Origin of the sequence: Azospira sp. APE16 (genome assembly GCF_047901315.1) — a bacterium.
Classification (GTDB): Bacteria; Pseudomonadota; Gammaproteobacteria; order Burkholderiales; family Rhodocyclaceae; genus Azospira; species Azospira oryzae.
Map to the genome: position 1 here is coordinate 65,924 of NZ_CP179682.1, position 15,609 is coordinate 81,532.

Annotated in this window: 21 protein-coding genes; 19 read left to right on the forward strand and 2 right to left on the reverse strand. The window is 63.6% G+C overall.

Annotated features, from left to right (window positions below; genetic code table 11):
• Position 1: 1 nt before the first annotated feature.
• The 3 genes from ACLSSQ_RS00360 to ACLSSQ_RS00370 are packed head-to-tail and all read left to right on the forward strand — an operon-like array spanning position 2 to position 2,819.
• Positions 2–1,510, forward strand: a complete 1,509-nt coding sequence (locus ACLSSQ_RS00360; protein ID WP_416243459.1) for a DUF935 domain-containing protein — start codon at positions 2–4, stop codon at positions 1,508–1,510.
• Positions 1,510–2,307: a phage minor head protein gene (locus tag ACLSSQ_RS00365; protein WP_416243460.1), complete on the forward strand. Its 798-nt coding sequence runs from the start codon at positions 1,510–1,512 to the stop codon at positions 2,305–2,307. Before ACLSSQ_RS00360 ends, ACLSSQ_RS00365 begins: the two co-directional genes overlap by 1 nt.
• On the forward strand, positions 2,304–2,819 hold the full coding sequence (locus ACLSSQ_RS00370; protein WP_416243461.1) for a phage virion morphogenesis protein: 516 nt from the start codon (positions 2,304–2,306) through the stop codon (positions 2,817–2,819). The genes ACLSSQ_RS00365 and ACLSSQ_RS00370 overlap by 4 nt, the downstream gene beginning before the upstream one ends.
• Positions 2,820–2,834: 15 nt before the next feature.
• Here ACLSSQ_RS00370 and ACLSSQ_RS00375 read toward each other — a convergent pair whose 3' ends face one another.
• On the reverse strand, positions 2,835–3,152 hold the full coding sequence (locus tag ACLSSQ_RS00375) for a hypothetical protein (protein ID WP_287874271.1): 318 nt from the start codon (positions 3,150–3,152) through the stop codon (positions 2,835–2,837).
• A 267-nt stretch (positions 3,153–3,419) separates the two neighbouring features.
• Between ACLSSQ_RS00375 and ACLSSQ_RS00380 the strand changes: the two genes are divergently transcribed.
• The 13 genes from ACLSSQ_RS00380 to ACLSSQ_RS00440 all read left to right on the forward strand — a co-directional run bounded on the left by ACLSSQ_RS00380 (position 3,420) and on the right by ACLSSQ_RS00440 (position 10,205).
• Entirely contained in the window at positions 3,420–4,580 is a 1,161-nt protein-coding gene (locus ACLSSQ_RS00380) for a hypothetical protein (protein ID WP_416243462.1), read from the forward strand.
• Positions 4,581–4,625: 45 nt separating this feature from the next.
• Positions 4,626–5,567, forward strand: a complete 942-nt coding sequence (locus tag ACLSSQ_RS00385; RefSeq protein WP_416243463.1) for a hypothetical protein — start codon at positions 4,626–4,628, stop codon at positions 5,565–5,567.
• Positions 5,568–5,570: 3 nt separating this feature from the next.
• Positions 5,571–5,801: a hypothetical protein gene (locus ACLSSQ_RS00390; protein ID WP_287874268.1), complete on the forward strand. Its 231-nt coding sequence runs from the start codon at positions 5,571–5,573 to the stop codon at positions 5,799–5,801.
• Positions 5,798–6,133 (forward strand): DUF2190 family protein, encoded by a 336-nt coding sequence (locus ACLSSQ_RS00395; RefSeq protein WP_416243464.1) that lies wholly within the window; start codon positions 5,798–5,800, stop codon positions 6,131–6,133. The genes ACLSSQ_RS00390 and ACLSSQ_RS00395 overlap by 4 nt, the downstream gene beginning before the upstream one ends.
• A 3-nt stretch (positions 6,134–6,136) precedes the next feature.
• Entirely contained in the window at positions 6,137–6,547 is a 411-nt protein-coding gene (locus tag ACLSSQ_RS00400) for a gp436 family protein (RefSeq protein WP_416243465.1), read from the forward strand.
• A gap of 1 nt (position 6,548) precedes the next feature.
• A complete protein-coding gene (locus ACLSSQ_RS00405; protein WP_416243466.1) occupies positions 6,549–6,989 on the forward strand; it encodes a hypothetical protein in 441 nt (146 codons plus the stop codon).
• Positions 6,989–7,348, forward strand: coding sequence for a hypothetical protein (locus tag ACLSSQ_RS00410; RefSeq protein WP_416243467.1), 360 nt, complete (start codon positions 6,989–6,991; stop codon positions 7,346–7,348). Before ACLSSQ_RS00405 ends, ACLSSQ_RS00410 begins: the two co-directional genes overlap by 1 nt.
• Positions 7,345–7,536, forward strand: coding sequence for a hypothetical protein (locus tag ACLSSQ_RS00415; RefSeq protein WP_416243468.1), 192 nt, complete (start codon positions 7,345–7,347; stop codon positions 7,534–7,536). The genes ACLSSQ_RS00410 and ACLSSQ_RS00415 overlap by 4 nt, the downstream gene beginning before the upstream one ends.
• Positions 7,537–7,545: 9 nt before the next feature.
• On the forward strand, positions 7,546–8,034 hold the full coding sequence (locus ACLSSQ_RS00420; protein WP_416243469.1) for a hypothetical protein: 489 nt from the start codon (positions 7,546–7,548) through the stop codon (positions 8,032–8,034).
• Between the two features lie 3 nt (positions 8,035–8,037).
• Entirely contained in the window at positions 8,038–8,616 is a 579-nt protein-coding gene (locus ACLSSQ_RS00425) for a phage tail protein (RefSeq protein WP_416243470.1), read from the forward strand.
• A 9-nt stretch (positions 8,617–8,625) separates the two neighbouring features.
• On the forward strand, positions 8,626–9,033 hold the full coding sequence (locus tag ACLSSQ_RS00430) for a hypothetical protein (protein WP_416243471.1): 408 nt from the start codon (positions 8,626–8,628) through the stop codon (positions 9,031–9,033).
• 93 nt (positions 9,034–9,126) lie between these two features.
• The gene (locus tag ACLSSQ_RS00435) at positions 9,127–9,867 is read left to right on the forward strand and encodes a hypothetical protein (protein ID WP_416243472.1); all 741 of its coding nucleotides are present in this window, start codon (positions 9,127–9,129) and stop codon (positions 9,865–9,867) included.
• A gap of 2 nt (positions 9,868–9,869) precedes the next feature.
• Positions 9,870–10,205, forward strand: a complete 336-nt coding sequence (locus tag ACLSSQ_RS00440; protein WP_416243473.1) for a hypothetical protein — start codon at positions 9,870–9,872, stop codon at positions 10,203–10,205.
• Between the two features lie 111 nt (positions 10,206–10,316).
• On the opposite strand, the gene ACLSSQ_RS00445 is transcribed toward ACLSSQ_RS00440, so the two are convergent.
• Positions 10,317–10,493 (reverse strand): hypothetical protein, encoded by a 177-nt coding sequence (locus tag ACLSSQ_RS00445; RefSeq protein WP_287874259.1) that lies wholly within the window; start codon positions 10,491–10,493, stop codon positions 10,317–10,319.
• On the opposite strand from ACLSSQ_RS00445, the gene ACLSSQ_RS00450 reads away from it, so the two are divergent.
• Genes ACLSSQ_RS00450 through ACLSSQ_RS00460 form a run of 3 tightly spaced genes read left to right on the forward strand, consistent with a single transcriptional unit; the run spans position 10,492 to position 15,604 of the window.
• Positions 10,492–13,788: a phage tail tape measure protein gene (locus tag ACLSSQ_RS00450; RefSeq protein ID WP_416243474.1), complete on the forward strand. Its 3,297-nt coding sequence runs from the start codon at positions 10,492–10,494 to the stop codon at positions 13,786–13,788. The two genes, ACLSSQ_RS00445 and ACLSSQ_RS00450, sit on opposite strands and share 2 nt — an antisense overlap.
• On the forward strand, positions 13,788–15,233 hold the full coding sequence (locus ACLSSQ_RS00455) for a hypothetical protein (RefSeq protein ID WP_287874257.1): 1,446 nt from the start codon (positions 13,788–13,790) through the stop codon (positions 15,231–15,233). The genes ACLSSQ_RS00450 and ACLSSQ_RS00455 overlap by 1 nt, the downstream gene beginning before the upstream one ends.
• Positions 15,230–15,604 carry a hypothetical protein gene (locus ACLSSQ_RS00460; RefSeq protein ID WP_287874256.1) on the forward strand — a complete coding sequence of 125 codons (375 nt, stop codon included), beginning with the start codon at positions 15,230–15,232 and terminating at the stop codon, positions 15,602–15,604. Before ACLSSQ_RS00455 ends, ACLSSQ_RS00460 begins: the two co-directional genes overlap by 4 nt.
• Positions 15,605–15,609 lie beyond the last annotated feature (5 nt).

Below are 15,609 nucleotides of genomic sequence, written 5' to 3' on the forward strand. Positions count from 1 at the left end.
CATGGCCCAAGGCATCTACATCAACGAGCATCAATTCGTCAGGTTCTCCGAGGCCGGCAGGGCGGCGAGTCTGTCCGAGCAGATCGCAACCCGGGGCCGCAGCACGGACTTCTTCAGCCTGGGAACGCTGCTCCCCAACCCGGACCCGATACTCAAGGCCAGGGGCCAGGACTTGCGCGTCTACCGTGAGCTGCGCTCCGATGCCCACGTCGGCGGCTGCGTCCGTCGCCGCAAGGCGGCCGTAAAGGCACTGGAGTGGGGCCTGGACCGGGAGAAGGCCAAGAACCGGGTGGCCAAGAACATCGAAGCCATCTTCGCCGACCTGCAGCTGGAGCGCATCATCGGCGAGATTCTCGATGCCGTCCTCTATGGCTACCAGCCCCTGGAGGTTTCCTGGGGAAAGGTCGGGGGGCTGGTGGTCCCCGTCAATGTGGAGTCCAAGCCGGCCGAGTGGTTCGGCTACGACGACAACAACCAGCTGCGGTTCAAGAGCCGCTCCAATCCGGTCAATGGTGAAGAGCTGCCGCCCATGAAGTTCCTGGTGGCCCGCCAGGAGCCCACCTATGCCAACCCCTACGGCTTCCCCGACCTGTCCATGTGCTTCTGGCCCATCGTCTTCAAGAAGGGCGGGGTGAAGTTCTGGCTCAACTTCGCCGAGAAGTACGGTACGCCCTGGGCGGTCGGCAAAACCCCGCGTGGAACGCAACAGAGCGAAAAGGACCAGCTGGCCGACAACCTGGAAGCCATGATCCAGGATGCGGTAGCCGTGATCCCGGACGATTCCTCGGTGGAAATCCTTGAAGCGGCCGGCAAGGCCGCCAGCGCCGATCTGTACGAGCGCCTGGTCATGTACTGCCGCTCCGAGGTGAGCATTGCCCTGACAGGCACCAACCAGACGGTGGAGGCCAACTCCAACCGGGCCAGTGCCACGGCCGGCCTGGAAGTGGCCGACGATATCCGGGACGGAGACGCCGGCATCGTGGCCGAGACCCTCAACGAGCTGATCCGCTGGACGGTGGAGCTGAACTGGGGCGGCGCCGAGCGGCCGGTGTGGTCGATGTGGGACCAGGAGTCCCAGGACAAGCTGCAGGCCGACCGCGACAAGTCGGTATCCGAGTCCGGCGCCAGGTTCACCAACCGCTACTTTGAACGCGCCTACGGTTATAAGCCTGGTGACCTGGCTCCCCAGGTCGGTGGCCAGGCCGGCACCGAGGTAACGCCGCCGGCCCAGTTCTCCGAGGGAGGTCTGTCAGCACCGACCTACGCCGAGATCGCGGCCGATACCCAGGCCAGGGAAGGGGCGCAGGCCTGGGCGTACATCCTCAAGCACGTGCGCCTGATCATTGACCAGGCCGAAACCCTGGAAGATGTGCGGGACAAGCTGCTGCAGGCCTTCGGTGACCTGCCGGTGGAGCGTCTGGCCAAGGTCATGGAGCTGGGCTTTTCCGCCGCCGAGCTGGCCGGTGTGGCGGACGTGGTCCAGGAGACCGGCGTCGGCGGGAAAAGCTGATGGCGGCCATCAACTTCCCGCCCCAGGGAGATGCAAAGGCGGTGGCCCGGCTACCGTTCCAGGAACAGATCGACTTCTTCATGGGCAAGCTGGCGTTACCGACCGAGCGGTGGGACGACATCCAGACGGCCGCCCATGACCGGGCCTGGGTGGTTGCCGGCGCCCAGGCCGCCGATCTGCTGCAAGACCTGGCCGACGCCGTGGCCAAGGCCATCGCCCAGGGCACCACCCTGGAGCAGTTCCGCAAGGACTTTGACAGCATCGTCGGCCGCCACGGCTGGTCCGGCTGGACCGGCGACGGCACCAAGGAAGGCCGGGACTGGCGGACCCGGGTCATCTACCAGACCAACCTCAACACCAGCTATTCCGCCGGCCGGCTGAAGCAGCTACTGGACCCCGACCTCCTGAAGGCAAAGCCGTTCTGGACCTATCGGCACCGGGACTCGGTGCTGCACCCCCGCCCCCTGCATGTGTCATGGAACGGCATCACCCTGCCGGCAAACCATCCATGGTTCCAGACCCACTACACCCCCAACGGCTGGGGCTGTCAGTGTTACATCGTGGCCGTCAGCATCCAGGATGCGAAGGCCTGGGGCTTTCGCATCCTCGACAACCCGCCAGACGACGGCATCGATCCCCGGACGGGCGCCCCCATGGGTATCGACAAGGGCTGGGACTACATGCCAGGCGCCAGGGCCAAGGACGAGCTGCAGGCCTTCGTGGATGACAAGCTGATCCGGCTCTCTCCTCAGATCGGGGCCGCCCTGGCGGCCCATGCCGCCTCGGTGCTGCAATGAGCCTGGTCAAGCTCGAGGCCAACGAGCTGGCCGTCCAATCGGCCCTGGCGGCCAAGGTGAAGAGCCTGCAGCGCCCGCGTCCGTTGCTCCTGGCCATCGGCGAACACCTGGCCGAGACTACCCGCATGCGCTTTGTGGAGTCCCGGGCGCCAGACGGCAGCCGCTGGGCGTCCAACAGCCAGACCACCATGGAGCGCTACATTGGGGAGCGGGGGGGCTACAGCAAGAAGACCGGACGGATCATTTCCCGGGGGGCCGCCCTGGCCCAGAACAAGAAGCCCCTGGTAGGGGCGACGCGGCAGCTGGGCAGCCAGATTCTCTACCAGGCAACCGATGCGGTTCTGCAGGTCGGCTCCAACCGCATCCAGGCGGCGGTTCTGCAGTACGGCGCCGACAAGGGCTCCCTGGGAGGCGGGGCTCCCTGGGGCGACATTCCGGCGCGGCCCTATCTGGGGCTGTCCGCCGGCGACCGCTCCGCCATAGTGGAGCTGATCGCCGGCTACCTGGAGTGATCCAGGTGGGGCTCTCTACTTCTTTTGACGCTTGTTGATCAGGTATCCCTGGGGCGCCTGGAAAGGCGCGCAGTTCCCATTGGCGTGCCACTGCTTGTCGTTTGCGTGAAGATAGATGTAGTCGCAAAAGACCATCTCGCCAGTGGCCGTATCCAGTCTGAGCACCCCCATGAATTGCTTTTCTGGGTTGTCGGGGGCGGAAGTGAAGGTGGCCTCAATCACTTGAAAGCGACCGACTTGCGGAAGTTGCTGGGGGTGTGACTGCTCCTGGGCGATGGCGGCGGTGGCGCCCAGAGCGGCGAGGGTGATACCGAGCAGGATCTGTTTTTTCATAGGGCCTCTTGAGTGGGAAGGGTGAGCGCGAACAGTAGAGCCCCACAATCGCGCCAGGATCGATTTTTTCGCCTTGGCGTGAATCACGGGCGCAGGAGGTCCGCTCTCATCGCCAGTAACGCGCCAGTAACGGCCCCTGATGACAGACGAAGGTCATAACGAACCCCGCAAAATCGCCAACCCCCCCTTTTTTCCCCTCCGGTAGTCGTTCCACTGCCGACATCCGCCCCCCTGCCAACCGTCCTGCCCGGCATCCAAACTGCCGGCATGGATACCAAAACCGCCCCCCAGCCTCCCAAGGCACCCAAGCTCCTGCACATCTTCAAAGCTGGCAAGCGCACCACGGCAGCCGGGGAAGAGATCGAGTTCACCGAGGCCGACCTCCGGGCAACCGCCGCAGCCTACGACCCGAAGCTGCACAAGGCGCCCCTGGTGATCGGCCATCCGAAGACCGACGATCCCGCCCAGGGCTGGGCCAAGGCCCTGACGGCCGGTAGCAAAGGCCTGTATGCCGAGCCCATGAAGGTCGCTCCCGAGTTCGCCGAGAGCGTCAATACCGGCCGCTACGGCACCATTTCCTCCAAGTTCTACCGGCCCACGGACCCCAACAACCCGGTCCCGGGCGTCTGGTACTTGCGCCATATCGGCTTCCTTGGTGCCGAGCCCCCCTCCGTCAAGGGCATGGATGAGCCGGAGTTTTCCGAGGAGGACGACGGCTGCGTCTGCTTTACCGAGGGGGTTGAGTTCTCCGGCTGGGCAGACACCCAGGTCGCCGTCCTGTTCCGCCGCATGCGTGACTGGTGGATCGGCAAGTACGGCCTGGAAGAGGCCGACAAGGTTATACCCGATTACGCCGTGGCCAACCTGGAAGACGAAGCCCGCCAGGAGCGGGCGGAAGAATCCGGCCAGCTCGGCCCCGCCTTTTCTGACCCGCCCACCACCACCCAGGAGAACGACACCGTGAAACCGGAAGAAGCGGCCGAGCTGCAGGCCAAGAACGCCCAGTTGCAGCAGCAAATCTCTCAGCTGCAGGCGCAGTCCCGCCAGGCAGAACTGGCCAAGCGCCACGACGACAACGTGGCCTTTGCCGAGGCTCTCACCGGCAAGCTCAAACCGGAACAGCGCCAGGTGGTTGTGGCCACCCTGGACCACCTGGCCAGCCAGGAAACCCCGGTGGAGTTCGGCGAAGGCGAAAGCAAGAAGCCCCTGACCGAAGCCTTCAAGGGCCTGTTCTCCGGTCTGCCCGACCTGGTCGAGTTTTCCGAGCTGGCCACCAAGGACAAGGTTGCTGGTCAGCCGGAGGCTGATGCTGAGTTCTCGGAGAAGCGTACCGATGCGGATCGCCTGGCAATCCATGACAAGGCAACGGCCCTCGCCGCCAAGGAAGGTATCCCCTACGAGGACGCCGTCCGCCGTCTCATCAAGTAATAACCGGCCGGCGCTGCCTGCCTCAACCTAGAAGGAGTCGCCACCATGGCTGACCGTCTCAAGTCGCTCCGGGTCGTCGATCCGGTTCTCACCAGCATCGCCCGGGGCTACAGCAATGCCCAGTACATCGGCGAATCTCTTTTCCCCATCGCCATCACCGAAAAGGAAGGGGTCGTCGTCCCCCTGTTCGGCAAGGAGTCCTTCCTGCTGTGGGATACGGAGCGGGCCATCCGGGCTGCTTCCAATGTCATGGTCCCCGACGGCATCGGTGAGCTGGACGTGGTCCTTCGGGAACACGACCTGGCCTACCCGGTGGATTACCGGGAAAAGTCCGAGTCCATGTTCGACGCCGAGTCCCGCGCCGCCAAGCGGGTGAAGGATGCCATCGATCTGCGCCGGGAATACGCCTGCGCCGCTCTGGCTCAGAATCCGAATAGCTTCCAGGCCGGGGCAAAGAAGGCTCTCTCTGGCACTGCCCGCTGGAGCGGCAATGGCGGCGACCCCATCGCTGACGTGGAAGCCGGCAAGGAAGTGATCCGCGGCCGGATCGGCAAGCGGCCCAACACCATGGTGATGGGGGCCTCCGTTTATCAGTCCCTCAAGTTCCACACCAAGCTGCAGGCGGCCCTGGGTTCCCAGGAACGTAAGCTGGTTACCCTGGAGCATCTCAAAATGCTGTTCGGCGTCGACGACATCCAGATCGGCGAAGCCCTGGGCGGTTCCGGTGCCGGTAACAAAATCACCACCGACGACATCTGGGGCGACAACGTGATCCTGGCCTATGTGGCCAAGCCCAACGCCAGCCGCAATGCCGACTATGAAGAGCCCAGCTTCGGCTACACCCTGCGCCTCAAGGGTATGCCGGAAACCGACAAGTACGACGGCGGCTCCGGCGGCAAGGTCCAGAACGTCCGCCATACCGACATCTACAAGCCCGTGATCGTCGGTGCCGATGCCGGCTATCTGATCTCCGACACCAACGCCTAAGCCATGACCACCAAGCGCTATCGCGTTGTCGGTATCGACCTGGACCTCGGGGGTGGAAACACCATCCCCGAGGGGGGTGAGGTCGATCTGGACGATGCCGCCGCCAAGGATGCAGAGCGCTGGCTGGAGCCGGTAACGGCAAAGACCAGTGATCCTGCTGTTGTCACCCCCCCCGCTGGTAACGGTAAGAAAGCCACCGCCGCCGGCAAAAAACAGGAGCAAGTGAAGAAATGAACCAAACCCAAAAAGTAGTGCTGGTGCACTCGCTGCTGGCCCTTTCCCATCTGCCGGAGCGCCGCTTTGTCGGTTTCGACGGCGGTTTGTGCGCGGCCGGTGCCAAGGCCATCGGCGTTGTTGAGGCCGACACCGAGTCCGGTAACGTTGCTCCGGCCAATGTGCTGGGCATCATGTTGGTGGAAGCCGGTGCTGCCGTTTCCGCAGGCGCCGATGTCCAGTCCGATGCTGCGGGCAAGGCCATTCCCAAGGATGCAGGCCTGTCCAACGGCATCGCCTTGGATGCGGCCCTGGCGGATGGTGACCTGATCCGTATCGTCCGGGGCATCTAAACCATGTCCTACGCCACCGTCGCTGACCTGGTCGCCGAGTTCGGGGAGCGTGAAATCCGTGATCTGACGGATCGTTCCGACCCTCCGGCCGGCGAGATCGACGCGACGGTGGCCAACCGGGCTATCGTCCGCGCCGAGACGACCGTCAATGGTTACCTGGCCGGCCGCTATACCCTGCCGGTCCCGGCCGAGGCTGTCCGGGGCTATGTTCTCGACCTGGCCCGTGGCTACCTCTACGTCAGCGTGATGAACGACACCGTCAAGGCCCGCTACGATGCCGCCATGAAAGACCTGGTGTCCATCGGCAAGGGGCTGATGGCCCTGCCGGTTGCCCCGGCCACCGTACCGATGCCGACCCCGGCCGCCAGCGGCATGGTCGTCCGGACCCGCCCCCGCACCTTCGGGGAAAGCTGACATGTTCACCCCTGTTGAGGAAGCCCTGCAGCGGCGCGTCGGTGAGCTGCTGCCGAAATTCAAGGATAGAAGCCCGTCCCTCGGTGACCTTCTGGACGAAGCCGCCAAGCTGCCCGCCCTGCCGGCAATCCCCATCGCCTACGATGGTTACAAGCCGCTGACCCAAACCGGAGCCGATGCCAAGGTGGAAAGCACCTGGCTCCTGGCCATTGCCGTTGCGTCCTCCGCCCAGGCCGGCGCCGCCCAAAGAGCCAAAGGCGAGGCGCTGCCCCTGGCTGATACCTTGCTCAAGGGGCTGCTGGGATGGCGGCCCGCCAAAGGCTATTCCCGCTTCACCCTGGCCCCGGCCGGCGGGCCGCTCTGGCTCCCCAAGCGCGGGCTCTACCTGTTGCCGGTGGCGGTGGCCACCACCCACACCCTGACCGGAGTGGAAGAGGACTGATGGCAGCCACCTCGTTTGACCTGGTCGGCCCCCATGCCATCGAAAAGGGCTTCCCCTGGGAGTTCCTTTTCACCCGCCTCAACCCTGACCGCACCCCCATTGATCTGACCGGCTGCCGCGCCGAGCTGGTACTGCTCGATGTGACCGATCCTACGGCGGCACCGCTCCGTTTCAATACGGAAAGCGGGCATGTCGCCCTGGGCGGCGCCGAGGGAACGACGGCCATCCGCCTGAGTGGCGAAGACACCCGGGGCATTGCTGAGACCCATAGCCGTTACCGGCTGACCTTCTTCGACGCCGCCGGTAACGCATCCCTCTTCTTCAGGGGGCGGGTGGGTTACCTGGAGGCGGCCGGGTGAATCGTGAAATTGTCGAGGTCATTACCCGGGAGCTGGCCGTCATTCATAGCGGCAAACCCGAGGTCGTGGCGATTCAAAACCACCACCTGGAGGTGGTCGAGGTGGCCAGGCAAGGCCCTCCCGGCCCATCCAGCACCGATACGTTCAACGACGACCTGGTACTGGCCTACCAGATCGCAAAGCTCTAGGAGTTCCCCATGTCCCTTGCCGTCCGCATTTCCGCCCTCGTTCAAGCCATCGGCGCCGACATCAAGTCGCTGATGATCGCCCAGGGCAGCCTGGCCGCCCTGGGCACCGAAGCCAAGACCAGCCTGGTCGCCGCCATCAACGAGCTGCAGGCGGAGATCGGGGCTGCGAATGGCGGCGCCGTCATCGATGACGCGGCCGGTGCCGGTGAAACCGGGAAGACCTGGTCGGCCAGTAAGCTGGTAACGGCACTGGCTGCAGTGAAGTCCGACATCCTGGGCGGCGTCGATCCGGCATGGGACACCCTGCAGGAGATCGTCACCAGGCTGGGCGACTCCGACGACGCTGTGGGCGGCCTGCTGACGGCCGTGGGCAATCGCCTGAGCTTTGCCGATGTCCAGACGCTGACCACCGAGCAGAAGGCCCAGGCCTGCCAGAACCTGGGCCTGGGCGACACGGAGGCAGACCTGGTGGCGGTGTACACGGCGGCAAAGGCCTAGCGCATGAGTCTGGTGGCCCGGGTCGTCGCCGTCATTCAAACTATCGGCGCAGATATCAAGGCTCTGCAGGCGGAAAGCAACGGGGCGGGCATTCCGACCGGGGCTATCGCCTACTTCCCGAGCACGACTGCCCCTGCGGGATGGCTGAAAATCAATGGGGCTCTTCTCAATCGTGCAGCCTACCCCGAGCTGTATGCCTATGCCGTGGCCAGCGGCAACATGGCGGCATCAGATGCAGCATGGCAGGCTGGCCAGTTCTCCCCTGGCGACGGTTCCACCACCTTCCGCATTCCTGACCTGCGCGGAGAATTCCTGCGTGGCCTGGACGATGGTCGGGGTGTAGATGCCGGCCGTGGTATCGGGAGTGTGCAAAATGATGCATTTCAGGGGCATACCTTCGGGGATGGTTCGATTACCTACAAAAACGCTTTGAACTCTGCAGCAGGGTCTGGAAGCGGTGTTCGATTGACGGGCACTGGGGTAGCTATTTCACCCATGAGCGATGGCGTCAATGGATCGCCGCGGACGGCTACAGAAACCCGTCCTCGCAACGTGGCCATGCTGGCCTGCATCAAGTACTGACGCATGAACATGGAAAAGATCGTTTCTCAGCTCGATGACGCGGGCTACTTCGTGGGGCCGGCGGTGGCCGATGCATGCCAGCGGGAGCCGGGCGTGTTCATCATTCCCGGTGGACGCATTGAACTGGCACCGCCCCAGGTAGAGCCCGGAAAGCGTTACCGTCCCGAGGCTGGTTCCTGGGTGGCAGAAGACATCCCGCAGCTGGAAGCGCCGCTGCCGGAGACGGTGCCGGATCGCCGCGCCGAGATCATGGATGCCCTGGCCGCCATCGACACCGCCAGTATTCGCCCGGCCCGGGAGGTTGCTGCCGCCCTGGTCGCGGGAAAGCCGACGCCGGAATTCCCTGCCGCCAAGCTACTGCAGCTGGAAGCCGACGCCGCGGCATTGCGCCAGGAACTGGCCGACCTGTCCCCTTAACTGCCGACACCCGCCCCCCTGCCGACCTCCGGTGCAGGGCCTTAGCATGGCCCTGTCGCTATTCAATCCGCCCTGGATTTACCGGAGATCAATATGTCCTACAGTGTTGCCGCCATTCTCAAGGGGACTCCCTACCTGTCCCTCTATGGGGCAAAAGCCCTGGAGTCCCTGGGTAACTCGTCCAAGGTTACCTATACCGTCGAGCTGGAAGAGAAGGAGCTGCCCGATTACGAAAACCCGGGCGGCGGTGTCGATACCAAAATCATCCGCGTCAAGTCAGCCAAGGTGGCTCTCAGCCTGCGGAAGGTTTCGATCAAGACCCTGGCTCTGGCCCTGGGTGGTGACGCTACCGCCTTTACCGGCGGCGCGGTGGTTGCCGAGGCTCATACGGCTGGCGCGGCAGGAACCCTGGTGTACCTGGACTTTCCCCAGGATATGACCCAGTCCCTGGCCGTTACCCCGGCCGGCGCCGGCGACGCTTACGTCGAAGGGGAAGACTACCGGCGGGTTCGTGCTGGCTTCGTGATCTTGGAAGGCGGCAGCATCGCGGCCGACGCCGAAATCAAGGTGGCCTACACCAAGCTGGCTGGTCACAACATCGAAGCCCTGGTCAATATCGCCGCGGACTACAGGCTGCTTTTCGATGGCGTGAATGAAGTGGACGAGAAGCCCACCTCTGGCGACTTCTTCAAAGTGAAGTTTGGTCCGGCAAAGTCCATCGAATTTATCGGCGACGACTTCGTCTCCCTCGACCTGGAAGGCACCCTTCAGAAGGATGAGACCAAGACCGGCGTCGGCCTCTCCAAGTACATGCGCGTGCGGACGGGCTTCTGACCATGGCCATGCGCGTTGAGAAGACCTTTCCCCTTGAAGGCGTCCGGGATATCAAGGTCCGGGAACTGACCGTCAAGGAAATCCGCGCCTGGCTGGCCGACGGCATGATGAAAGACCTGGAAAAGCTCTCTGCCGTCGATCTGGTCCTGCTCGATGACGTGACCCTTCCCGATCTGAAGTTTATGGCCGATATCACGGACGAAGAGATCGAGGAGTCAGCCCCGTCTCAGCTGGAAAGCCTGCGGGACTTCTGCAAGAAGGTGAACAAGAGTTTTTTCGAGCTGCGGAAGAAGCTGGAGGAGGCGGGGGGCAAGGTGTTAGCCCAGAGCGCAGCCTGATCTGGCTGGAAAACCAGGCCTTGGCTCTGGCCGAACTAGGGCACAGCGAGATCTGGGACTACCCGTGGCGCGTCTTCATGCAGGCACTGGGCCGGCATCAAAAGAAGTAGGTCAGCCCCGGGCCAGCGCGTAGAGAAAGGTGGCCGCAAAGGCAATACCGCCAAGCGCCAGGGCACCAAGCAGCAACAAGGCCATGCCCTGGCCAGCGGCGGGATACAAGAGCGCAACCGCACCCAGCAAGCCCCCGGCCCAGGGGGCAACTTCCAAGGACTTGTGAGAAACCTTCATGTCGTCTGGCTCCGATTTAGTCGTTGCGCTAAAACTCACCGGCGATGCGAAAAGCGCGGTAGCGGCTCTCGAAGAGACCCGCAAAGCCCAGCTTAGCGCGTTTGCATCCGGGAGGGAAGCAGCCGACAAGGCCTATATCCAGTGGCGGCTGGGGGAGGCCGAGCTGAAGCGCCTGGCGGCAACGGCCAAGGATTCGGGCGGCAGCCAGGAGGTGCTGGCCAAGGCCACGGCGTCGGCCGCCAGTGCCACCCGGGCAGCAAAGGAGCAGTGGGTAGCGGAGACGGCCGCGCTGATGAACCGCCGGACCGAGCTGGTCGCCAATGCCGCCGCTCTGGATCGGGCACGCCAGGCCGAAGCGCTGGCGGCCGCCGAGGCCGAACGCTACGCGGCAGCCACCAAGGCCCAGGCCGAGCGCGCCCAGCAGGCGTCCCGGCTCAGTACCGCCCGGGGCAACCTGGGCGTCACCCAGTTCCGTGACATCGACCGCCAGATCGCCCAGGTTCAGGCCTCCTACAACCGCCTGGCTGCCAGCGGCAAACTGTCGGCCGCCGAGCTGGCCCAGGCCCAGCTGAAGGTGATCGAACGCACCAAGGAACTGCAGGCCGCCAAGAATGGGTTGCTGGGCACCTTTGAGAAGGTCCGGGCGGGCGCGGTGGCTCTGGCTGCCCAGTTCTATATCCTGAGCCTGGCCGCCCGCCAGGCCATGGCCATGGAAACCGCCATGGCCGAAGTCTCCAAGGTCGCCGACTTCAAGTCGCCCAAGGAGCTGGAGCGCTTCAAGACCCTGCTGGAAGACCTCACCCAGACCCTGCCCTATACCGCCCAGGAGTTGGCAGGCATGGCGGCGGCCGGTGCCCAGATGGGCATCCCCACCGACAAGCTGAGTGAGTTCGTACAACTCGCCGGAACCATGGGCATTGCCTTCCGCATGTCGGCCGAGGACGTCGGTAACGCCATCGCCAAGCTGATGAACGTTTTCCACCTCTCCATGGAGCAGGTGCAAGACCTCGGTGACACTATCAACTACCTGGGCAACAACACCAACGCCACCGAGAAGGACATCCTCAACGTCATGACCCGGGTGTCGGGCATGGCCAATATCTTTGGTCTCTCTGCCCGCCAGACTGCCGCCCTGGCCACGGCCTTCCTCTCCCTAGGCCGCCCCCCGGAAATTGCAGCAACGTCCATCGCCGCGCTGCTACAGAAGCTGGCGACCGTCGAAAGTGCAGAGGCCAAGGCCCAGGAGGCCTTCAAGCGTACAGGCCTCTCCATCACCGAGTTCTCGACCATCCTGAAGACCGAGCCCCAGCAGGCGGTAGAGACGTTCCTGGGAGCCCTGGAGCGGCTGCCGAAGTCGGTCAAGATCGACGTGCTGTCCGGCTTCATCGGCAGGGAGTACGCCGACGATATAGCCTTGCTGGCGGAGGGGGTGGATAAATACCGGGATGCCCTGAAGCTGGCTGCCTCCGAAGAAGCCAAGGGCGGCGTCGGCCGGGAGGCGGCCAAGCAGGCAGGCACTACCGAGGCCGCCATCAAGCGGATGACGGAGCAGGTCAAGGCCCTGGGGGATGCTCTGGGAACGCCGTTCCTTCCTGCTATCACAGCAATAGCCAATGCTCTCATGGCAATGACTGCTGGCGTCCGAGATTTCGTAAAGGATATTGGTGCAGTTGGGGGATTCATTGTCATTGGCTTGGCCGTAGCAAATAGCATTGGGACGCTACGTGTGGCGCTGGGGTCATTGGCTTGGATGGCGGGAACGGTTTCTGCCCGTTTTGGCGTTGGTGCGGGCCTGGCTGGAACACTGACCACTGCCACGGCAAATATGAACCTGATGGCCCCCTATTTGGCCCGCCTCAATGTCGGAGCGGCAAGTTTGGCTACCGGCTTCTATGCTGGTGGAAAAGCCGTGGAGTGGTTCTATCAGCGCTTCATGGGGGGGCAGGAACTGGACGACGAAAGCGCCCGAATCTCCCGCGCTGTTCAAGTCCATAAAGAGTTCAACGCCCAGATCGAGCGCCTGAAATCCGCCGGCCTTACCGAATCCGCCGAGAAGCTGCGGGCATTGAAGCAGGCCGTCCTGGCCGATCCCAATGCCGATATCGGCCGCACCCTGGCCACGGCTACCGACTGGGCCAACAAGATGATCGGCCTGCACCAGGAGCTGGAAGGCCAGAAGAAGAAGCTCGCCGAGGCGTCTGCGCAACGCCAGGCTGTGCTGGCTGGCAAGGAAGTCCTGGAAGAGGAAAAGGCCATTGAGGCCCGTATCAAGGCGGTGCAAAAGCTCGCCGAGAAGAAGAAGCACGACATGGAGGAAGCCCTCCGTGACGTGGAGCGTTACCGCCAGGCCGCTAGCGCCGCCTACGAGCGGGCTGCTGACATCCAGATGTCCACCGCTGACCGGGTCCGGGAGCTTCGCCGCCGGGACATGTCCGAGTCGGCCCAGCAGGCTGATATCGCTGCCCAGGCCCAGCAAAAGCTGGCGGCCGCAGCAGCCCGCGCCGCCGAGGCCGTGCGCCTGTCCGGCAAGGGAGATACCACCGGGGCTGAAAAGGCAGCAGCAGCGGCCGAGTCCCTGGCCAAGCAGGCCGAATCCCTGGGCAGCAGCCTGAAAAACACCGGCCAGGCCATCGGCATCGTGGAGAAGGCCGGGAAGATCGCAGCCGACGCCGCCAAGACGGCTGGCGATGCAAACCAGAAGGCCGCCGAAGGCGCCGCTACCAAGGCGGCCTCTTTGAAGGAGCAGCTGGCCGACCTGGCCACCCAGCTCGATGAGCTGGAGAAGAAAAAGCGCCTGATCGAGATCGATGCAAACATCGAGGCAGCCCAGGCCAACATCACGGCAATCCAGGCCTCTCTTGATGCGCTGCAGGACAAGACGGTCACCGTTACCGTTGTCCAGAACACGGTAGAGGCCCACAGCGTCGGTGGTTTGGTCGGCATTGCTCCCCAGCGCTTCAACTCCGGGGGGCATCTTCCCGGATATGGTGGCGGTGACCGCATCCATGCGCTGCTGGAGGCTGGTGAGGTGGTGATCCGTAAAGAAGCAGTCCGCTACTACGGTCTCGGGACCATGTTGAACTACAACGCCATGCGCGCCCCTCTGCCGGCGTTCGCCGTGGGCGGCCTGGTAGGCATCCCCGGTGCGGCCGCTGCAAACGGGAGCAGCTCCCGCGACGTTGTGGACGTCAATCTTTCCCTGCCGGGGTTGCAAGAGCCGGTGCGGGTGCAGTCCGACCGCAGCGAAGCCGAGCGCCTGGTGGCTGCACTCAATCAACTGAGCCGGGTGGCCTGATGGCTTCTTCCGCCCTTTCTTTGCACTTCGGCCGGGGTGAGCCGCCGAGCCGTGATCTGCGGGACTACCTGGCAGAGGACGATAAGTGGATTCTCGGCGAGTGGGTGGCTGATGATGAAAACATGTCGTACTGGGACGCGCCGCCCAAGCCTGAGTGGGTCGAGCACTTCCAGAACAACTACATGGCCGACAGAGCCCGCTATCGCTTCGTCGCCGATGCCGGAGACAGAATGGCCGAGGCCTGGAGACGCTATGAAAACCCGGACCAGCCGGCTGAGACACCCGCATCTACCGGCATTAATTTGAGGCTATCCACGGCCATGCCGTCCCTGGAATCTGGCGGCATTGGACAGGAGACACGCCTGCAGACGGCCCTGCGGCTGACCTTCGGCGTGCCCAGCACCTTGGGCAAGGTGAGTCGCTCCCTCTTTGCGACGGCAGCGCAGGCGGAGATCAACCTGATATTTGATTTTTCCAAGTTGCAAGGGGCGTCTTTCTCCCTGCGGACGCCCTCGCATTCGCCTTTGTTCCTGGGTTCGTTTAGGTACCACGGCGACGTCCTTATCGCCAACAACCAGTTCGGCCTGGTCCTGAACTGCGGCAACTTCGATGTCGGTACGGTCACCTATCGGGAACCCCCGGCCACGCTCCCCAGTTGGCGGCTCGAGGAGGATGGAGATTTCACTGTGCGGCCCGAAGGCGTTGATGCCTCGAAATTTACGCTGACCCTTGAGCGTCCTGACGGAAGGTGCATCCAGGATCATGTGCGGTGGAATGTCTTCACGGCAGGGGAGTTGAAGCCGGAGCTGATGATCGGCGCCGGCCCTGATTCGCTCGGGGTCATCGATACCGCCCCCATGGCTGGCACCTATCGCGTCTACCTCGACTTCCAGGCGGGGTACTCAGGCTTCTACGCCATGTATCAGGGGCATGACTATACGACCTATGCCCATCGAATCTTGAACAAGGCAGGGGCTCTGGAAATTCAGTCCGCCAGCATTGGCAATGGCCGCCCGGTGAATGGACGGCACCTAGTGCAGTTTGAGGTCTATGACGACCAGGACATGGCGGTGCAGGCCCTGGCCAAGCACCAGACCTATAGCAGCCAGGACGACAACGGCGAGTGGTCGCTGGTGGCGGTCTGGCCAGAGGGCGGCAAGATCCGTTTTCGCAACCCCTGGCCCTTTGCTGTGACCCTGGCTGGTTTCTCCCTTCGGGCTTACTACCAGCTGCCCTTGGCCGGTGAACGGATCGTCAGCAGCTCTTCCGAGAAGACGACCCTGCAGCCTGGTGAGGACGTTGATATCCCCCTACCAGAGGGCCGCCTGAATCTTCGGGGCGCTGGTGCCCTGCCGTCCGAGTCCCAAGTGATATCTCGATGGACCGTTACCTACGTCATCAGCGACGGTTCTGGTGGCGGTGGTGAAAAGGAGGTGGCAGCGTGATCCGTCTCGATACTTTGTTTTTGCCGGACGGCCTGTTGTGGACGGATGAGTTCTCCTGGATTCCGGTGAGCGGTGCCTCGGATCGCGCCCTGGATGGGTCGGAGCTGAACTACTCAAGCGCCCTGGTTGGCGGCCGGCCCATCACGCTCGAATCCGGGAAATGGATCAAGCGTTCCGACGTCGAGGCGTTGCAGGAACTGGCGTCCCGGCCGAAGGCCATCTACACCCTGGTGCTGCGGGGGAAAAGCTACCAGGTGCGCTTCCGCCATGAAGAAAACCAACAGGCGTTCACTGCACAGCCCGTGTGGCCCATGGCCAACTATTCACCTTCCGATAACTACACCGCTTCCCTGAAGCTCAAGACCGTATAGGAGCC

Excerpts from the sequence above, each read along its gene's own strand:
- ACLSSQ_RS00360 (WP_416243459.1), top strand. The coding sequence starts at position 2 with ATGGCCCAAGGCATCTACATCAACGAGCATCAATTCGTCAGGTTCTCC.
- ACLSSQ_RS00365 (WP_416243460.1), top strand. The coding sequence starts at position 1,510 with ATGGCGGCCATCAACTTCCCGCCCCAGGGAGATGCAAAGGCGGTGGCC.
- ACLSSQ_RS00370 (WP_416243461.1), top strand. The coding sequence starts at position 2,304 with ATGAGCCTGGTCAAGCTCGAGGCCAACGAGCTGGCCGTCCAATCGGCC.
- ACLSSQ_RS00375 (WP_287874271.1), bottom strand. The coding sequence starts at position 3,152 with ATGAAAAAACAGATCCTGCTCGGTATCACCCTCGCCGCTCTGGGCGCC.
- ACLSSQ_RS00380 (WP_416243462.1), top strand. The coding sequence starts at position 3,420 with ATGGATACCAAAACCGCCCCCCAGCCTCCCAAGGCACCCAAGCTCCTG.
- ACLSSQ_RS00385 (WP_416243463.1), top strand. The coding sequence starts at position 4,626 with ATGGCTGACCGTCTCAAGTCGCTCCGGGTCGTCGATCCGGTTCTCACC.
- ACLSSQ_RS00390 (WP_287874268.1), top strand. The coding sequence starts at position 5,571 with ATGACCACCAAGCGCTATCGCGTTGTCGGTATCGACCTGGACCTCGGG.
- ACLSSQ_RS00395 (WP_416243464.1), top strand. The coding sequence starts at position 5,798 with ATGAACCAAACCCAAAAAGTAGTGCTGGTGCACTCGCTGCTGGCCCTT.
- ACLSSQ_RS00400 (WP_416243465.1), top strand. The coding sequence starts at position 6,137 with ATGTCCTACGCCACCGTCGCTGACCTGGTCGCCGAGTTCGGGGAGCGT.
- ACLSSQ_RS00405 (WP_416243466.1), top strand. The coding sequence starts at position 6,549 with ATGTTCACCCCTGTTGAGGAAGCCCTGCAGCGGCGCGTCGGTGAGCTG.
- ACLSSQ_RS00410 (WP_416243467.1), top strand. The coding sequence starts at position 6,989 with ATGGCAGCCACCTCGTTTGACCTGGTCGGCCCCCATGCCATCGAAAAG.
- ACLSSQ_RS00420 (WP_416243469.1), top strand. The coding sequence starts at position 7,546 with ATGTCCCTTGCCGTCCGCATTTCCGCCCTCGTTCAAGCCATCGGCGCC.
- ACLSSQ_RS00425 (WP_416243470.1), top strand. The coding sequence starts at position 8,038 with ATGAGTCTGGTGGCCCGGGTCGTCGCCGTCATTCAAACTATCGGCGCA.
- ACLSSQ_RS00430 (WP_416243471.1), top strand. The coding sequence starts at position 8,626 with ATGGAAAAGATCGTTTCTCAGCTCGATGACGCGGGCTACTTCGTGGGG.
- ACLSSQ_RS00435 (WP_416243472.1), top strand. The coding sequence starts at position 9,127 with ATGTCCTACAGTGTTGCCGCCATTCTCAAGGGGACTCCCTACCTGTCC.
- ACLSSQ_RS00440 (WP_416243473.1), top strand. The coding sequence starts at position 9,870 with ATGGCCATGCGCGTTGAGAAGACCTTTCCCCTTGAAGGCGTCCGGGAT.
- ACLSSQ_RS00450 (WP_416243474.1), top strand. The coding sequence starts at position 10,492 with ATGTCGTCTGGCTCCGATTTAGTCGTTGCGCTAAAACTCACCGGCGAT.
- ACLSSQ_RS00445 (WP_287874259.1), bottom strand. The coding sequence starts at position 10,493 with ATGAAGGTTTCTCACAAGTCCTTGGAAGTTGCCCCCTGGGCCGGGGGC.
- ACLSSQ_RS00455 (WP_287874257.1), top strand. The coding sequence starts at position 13,788 with ATGGCTTCTTCCGCCCTTTCTTTGCACTTCGGCCGGGGTGAGCCGCCG.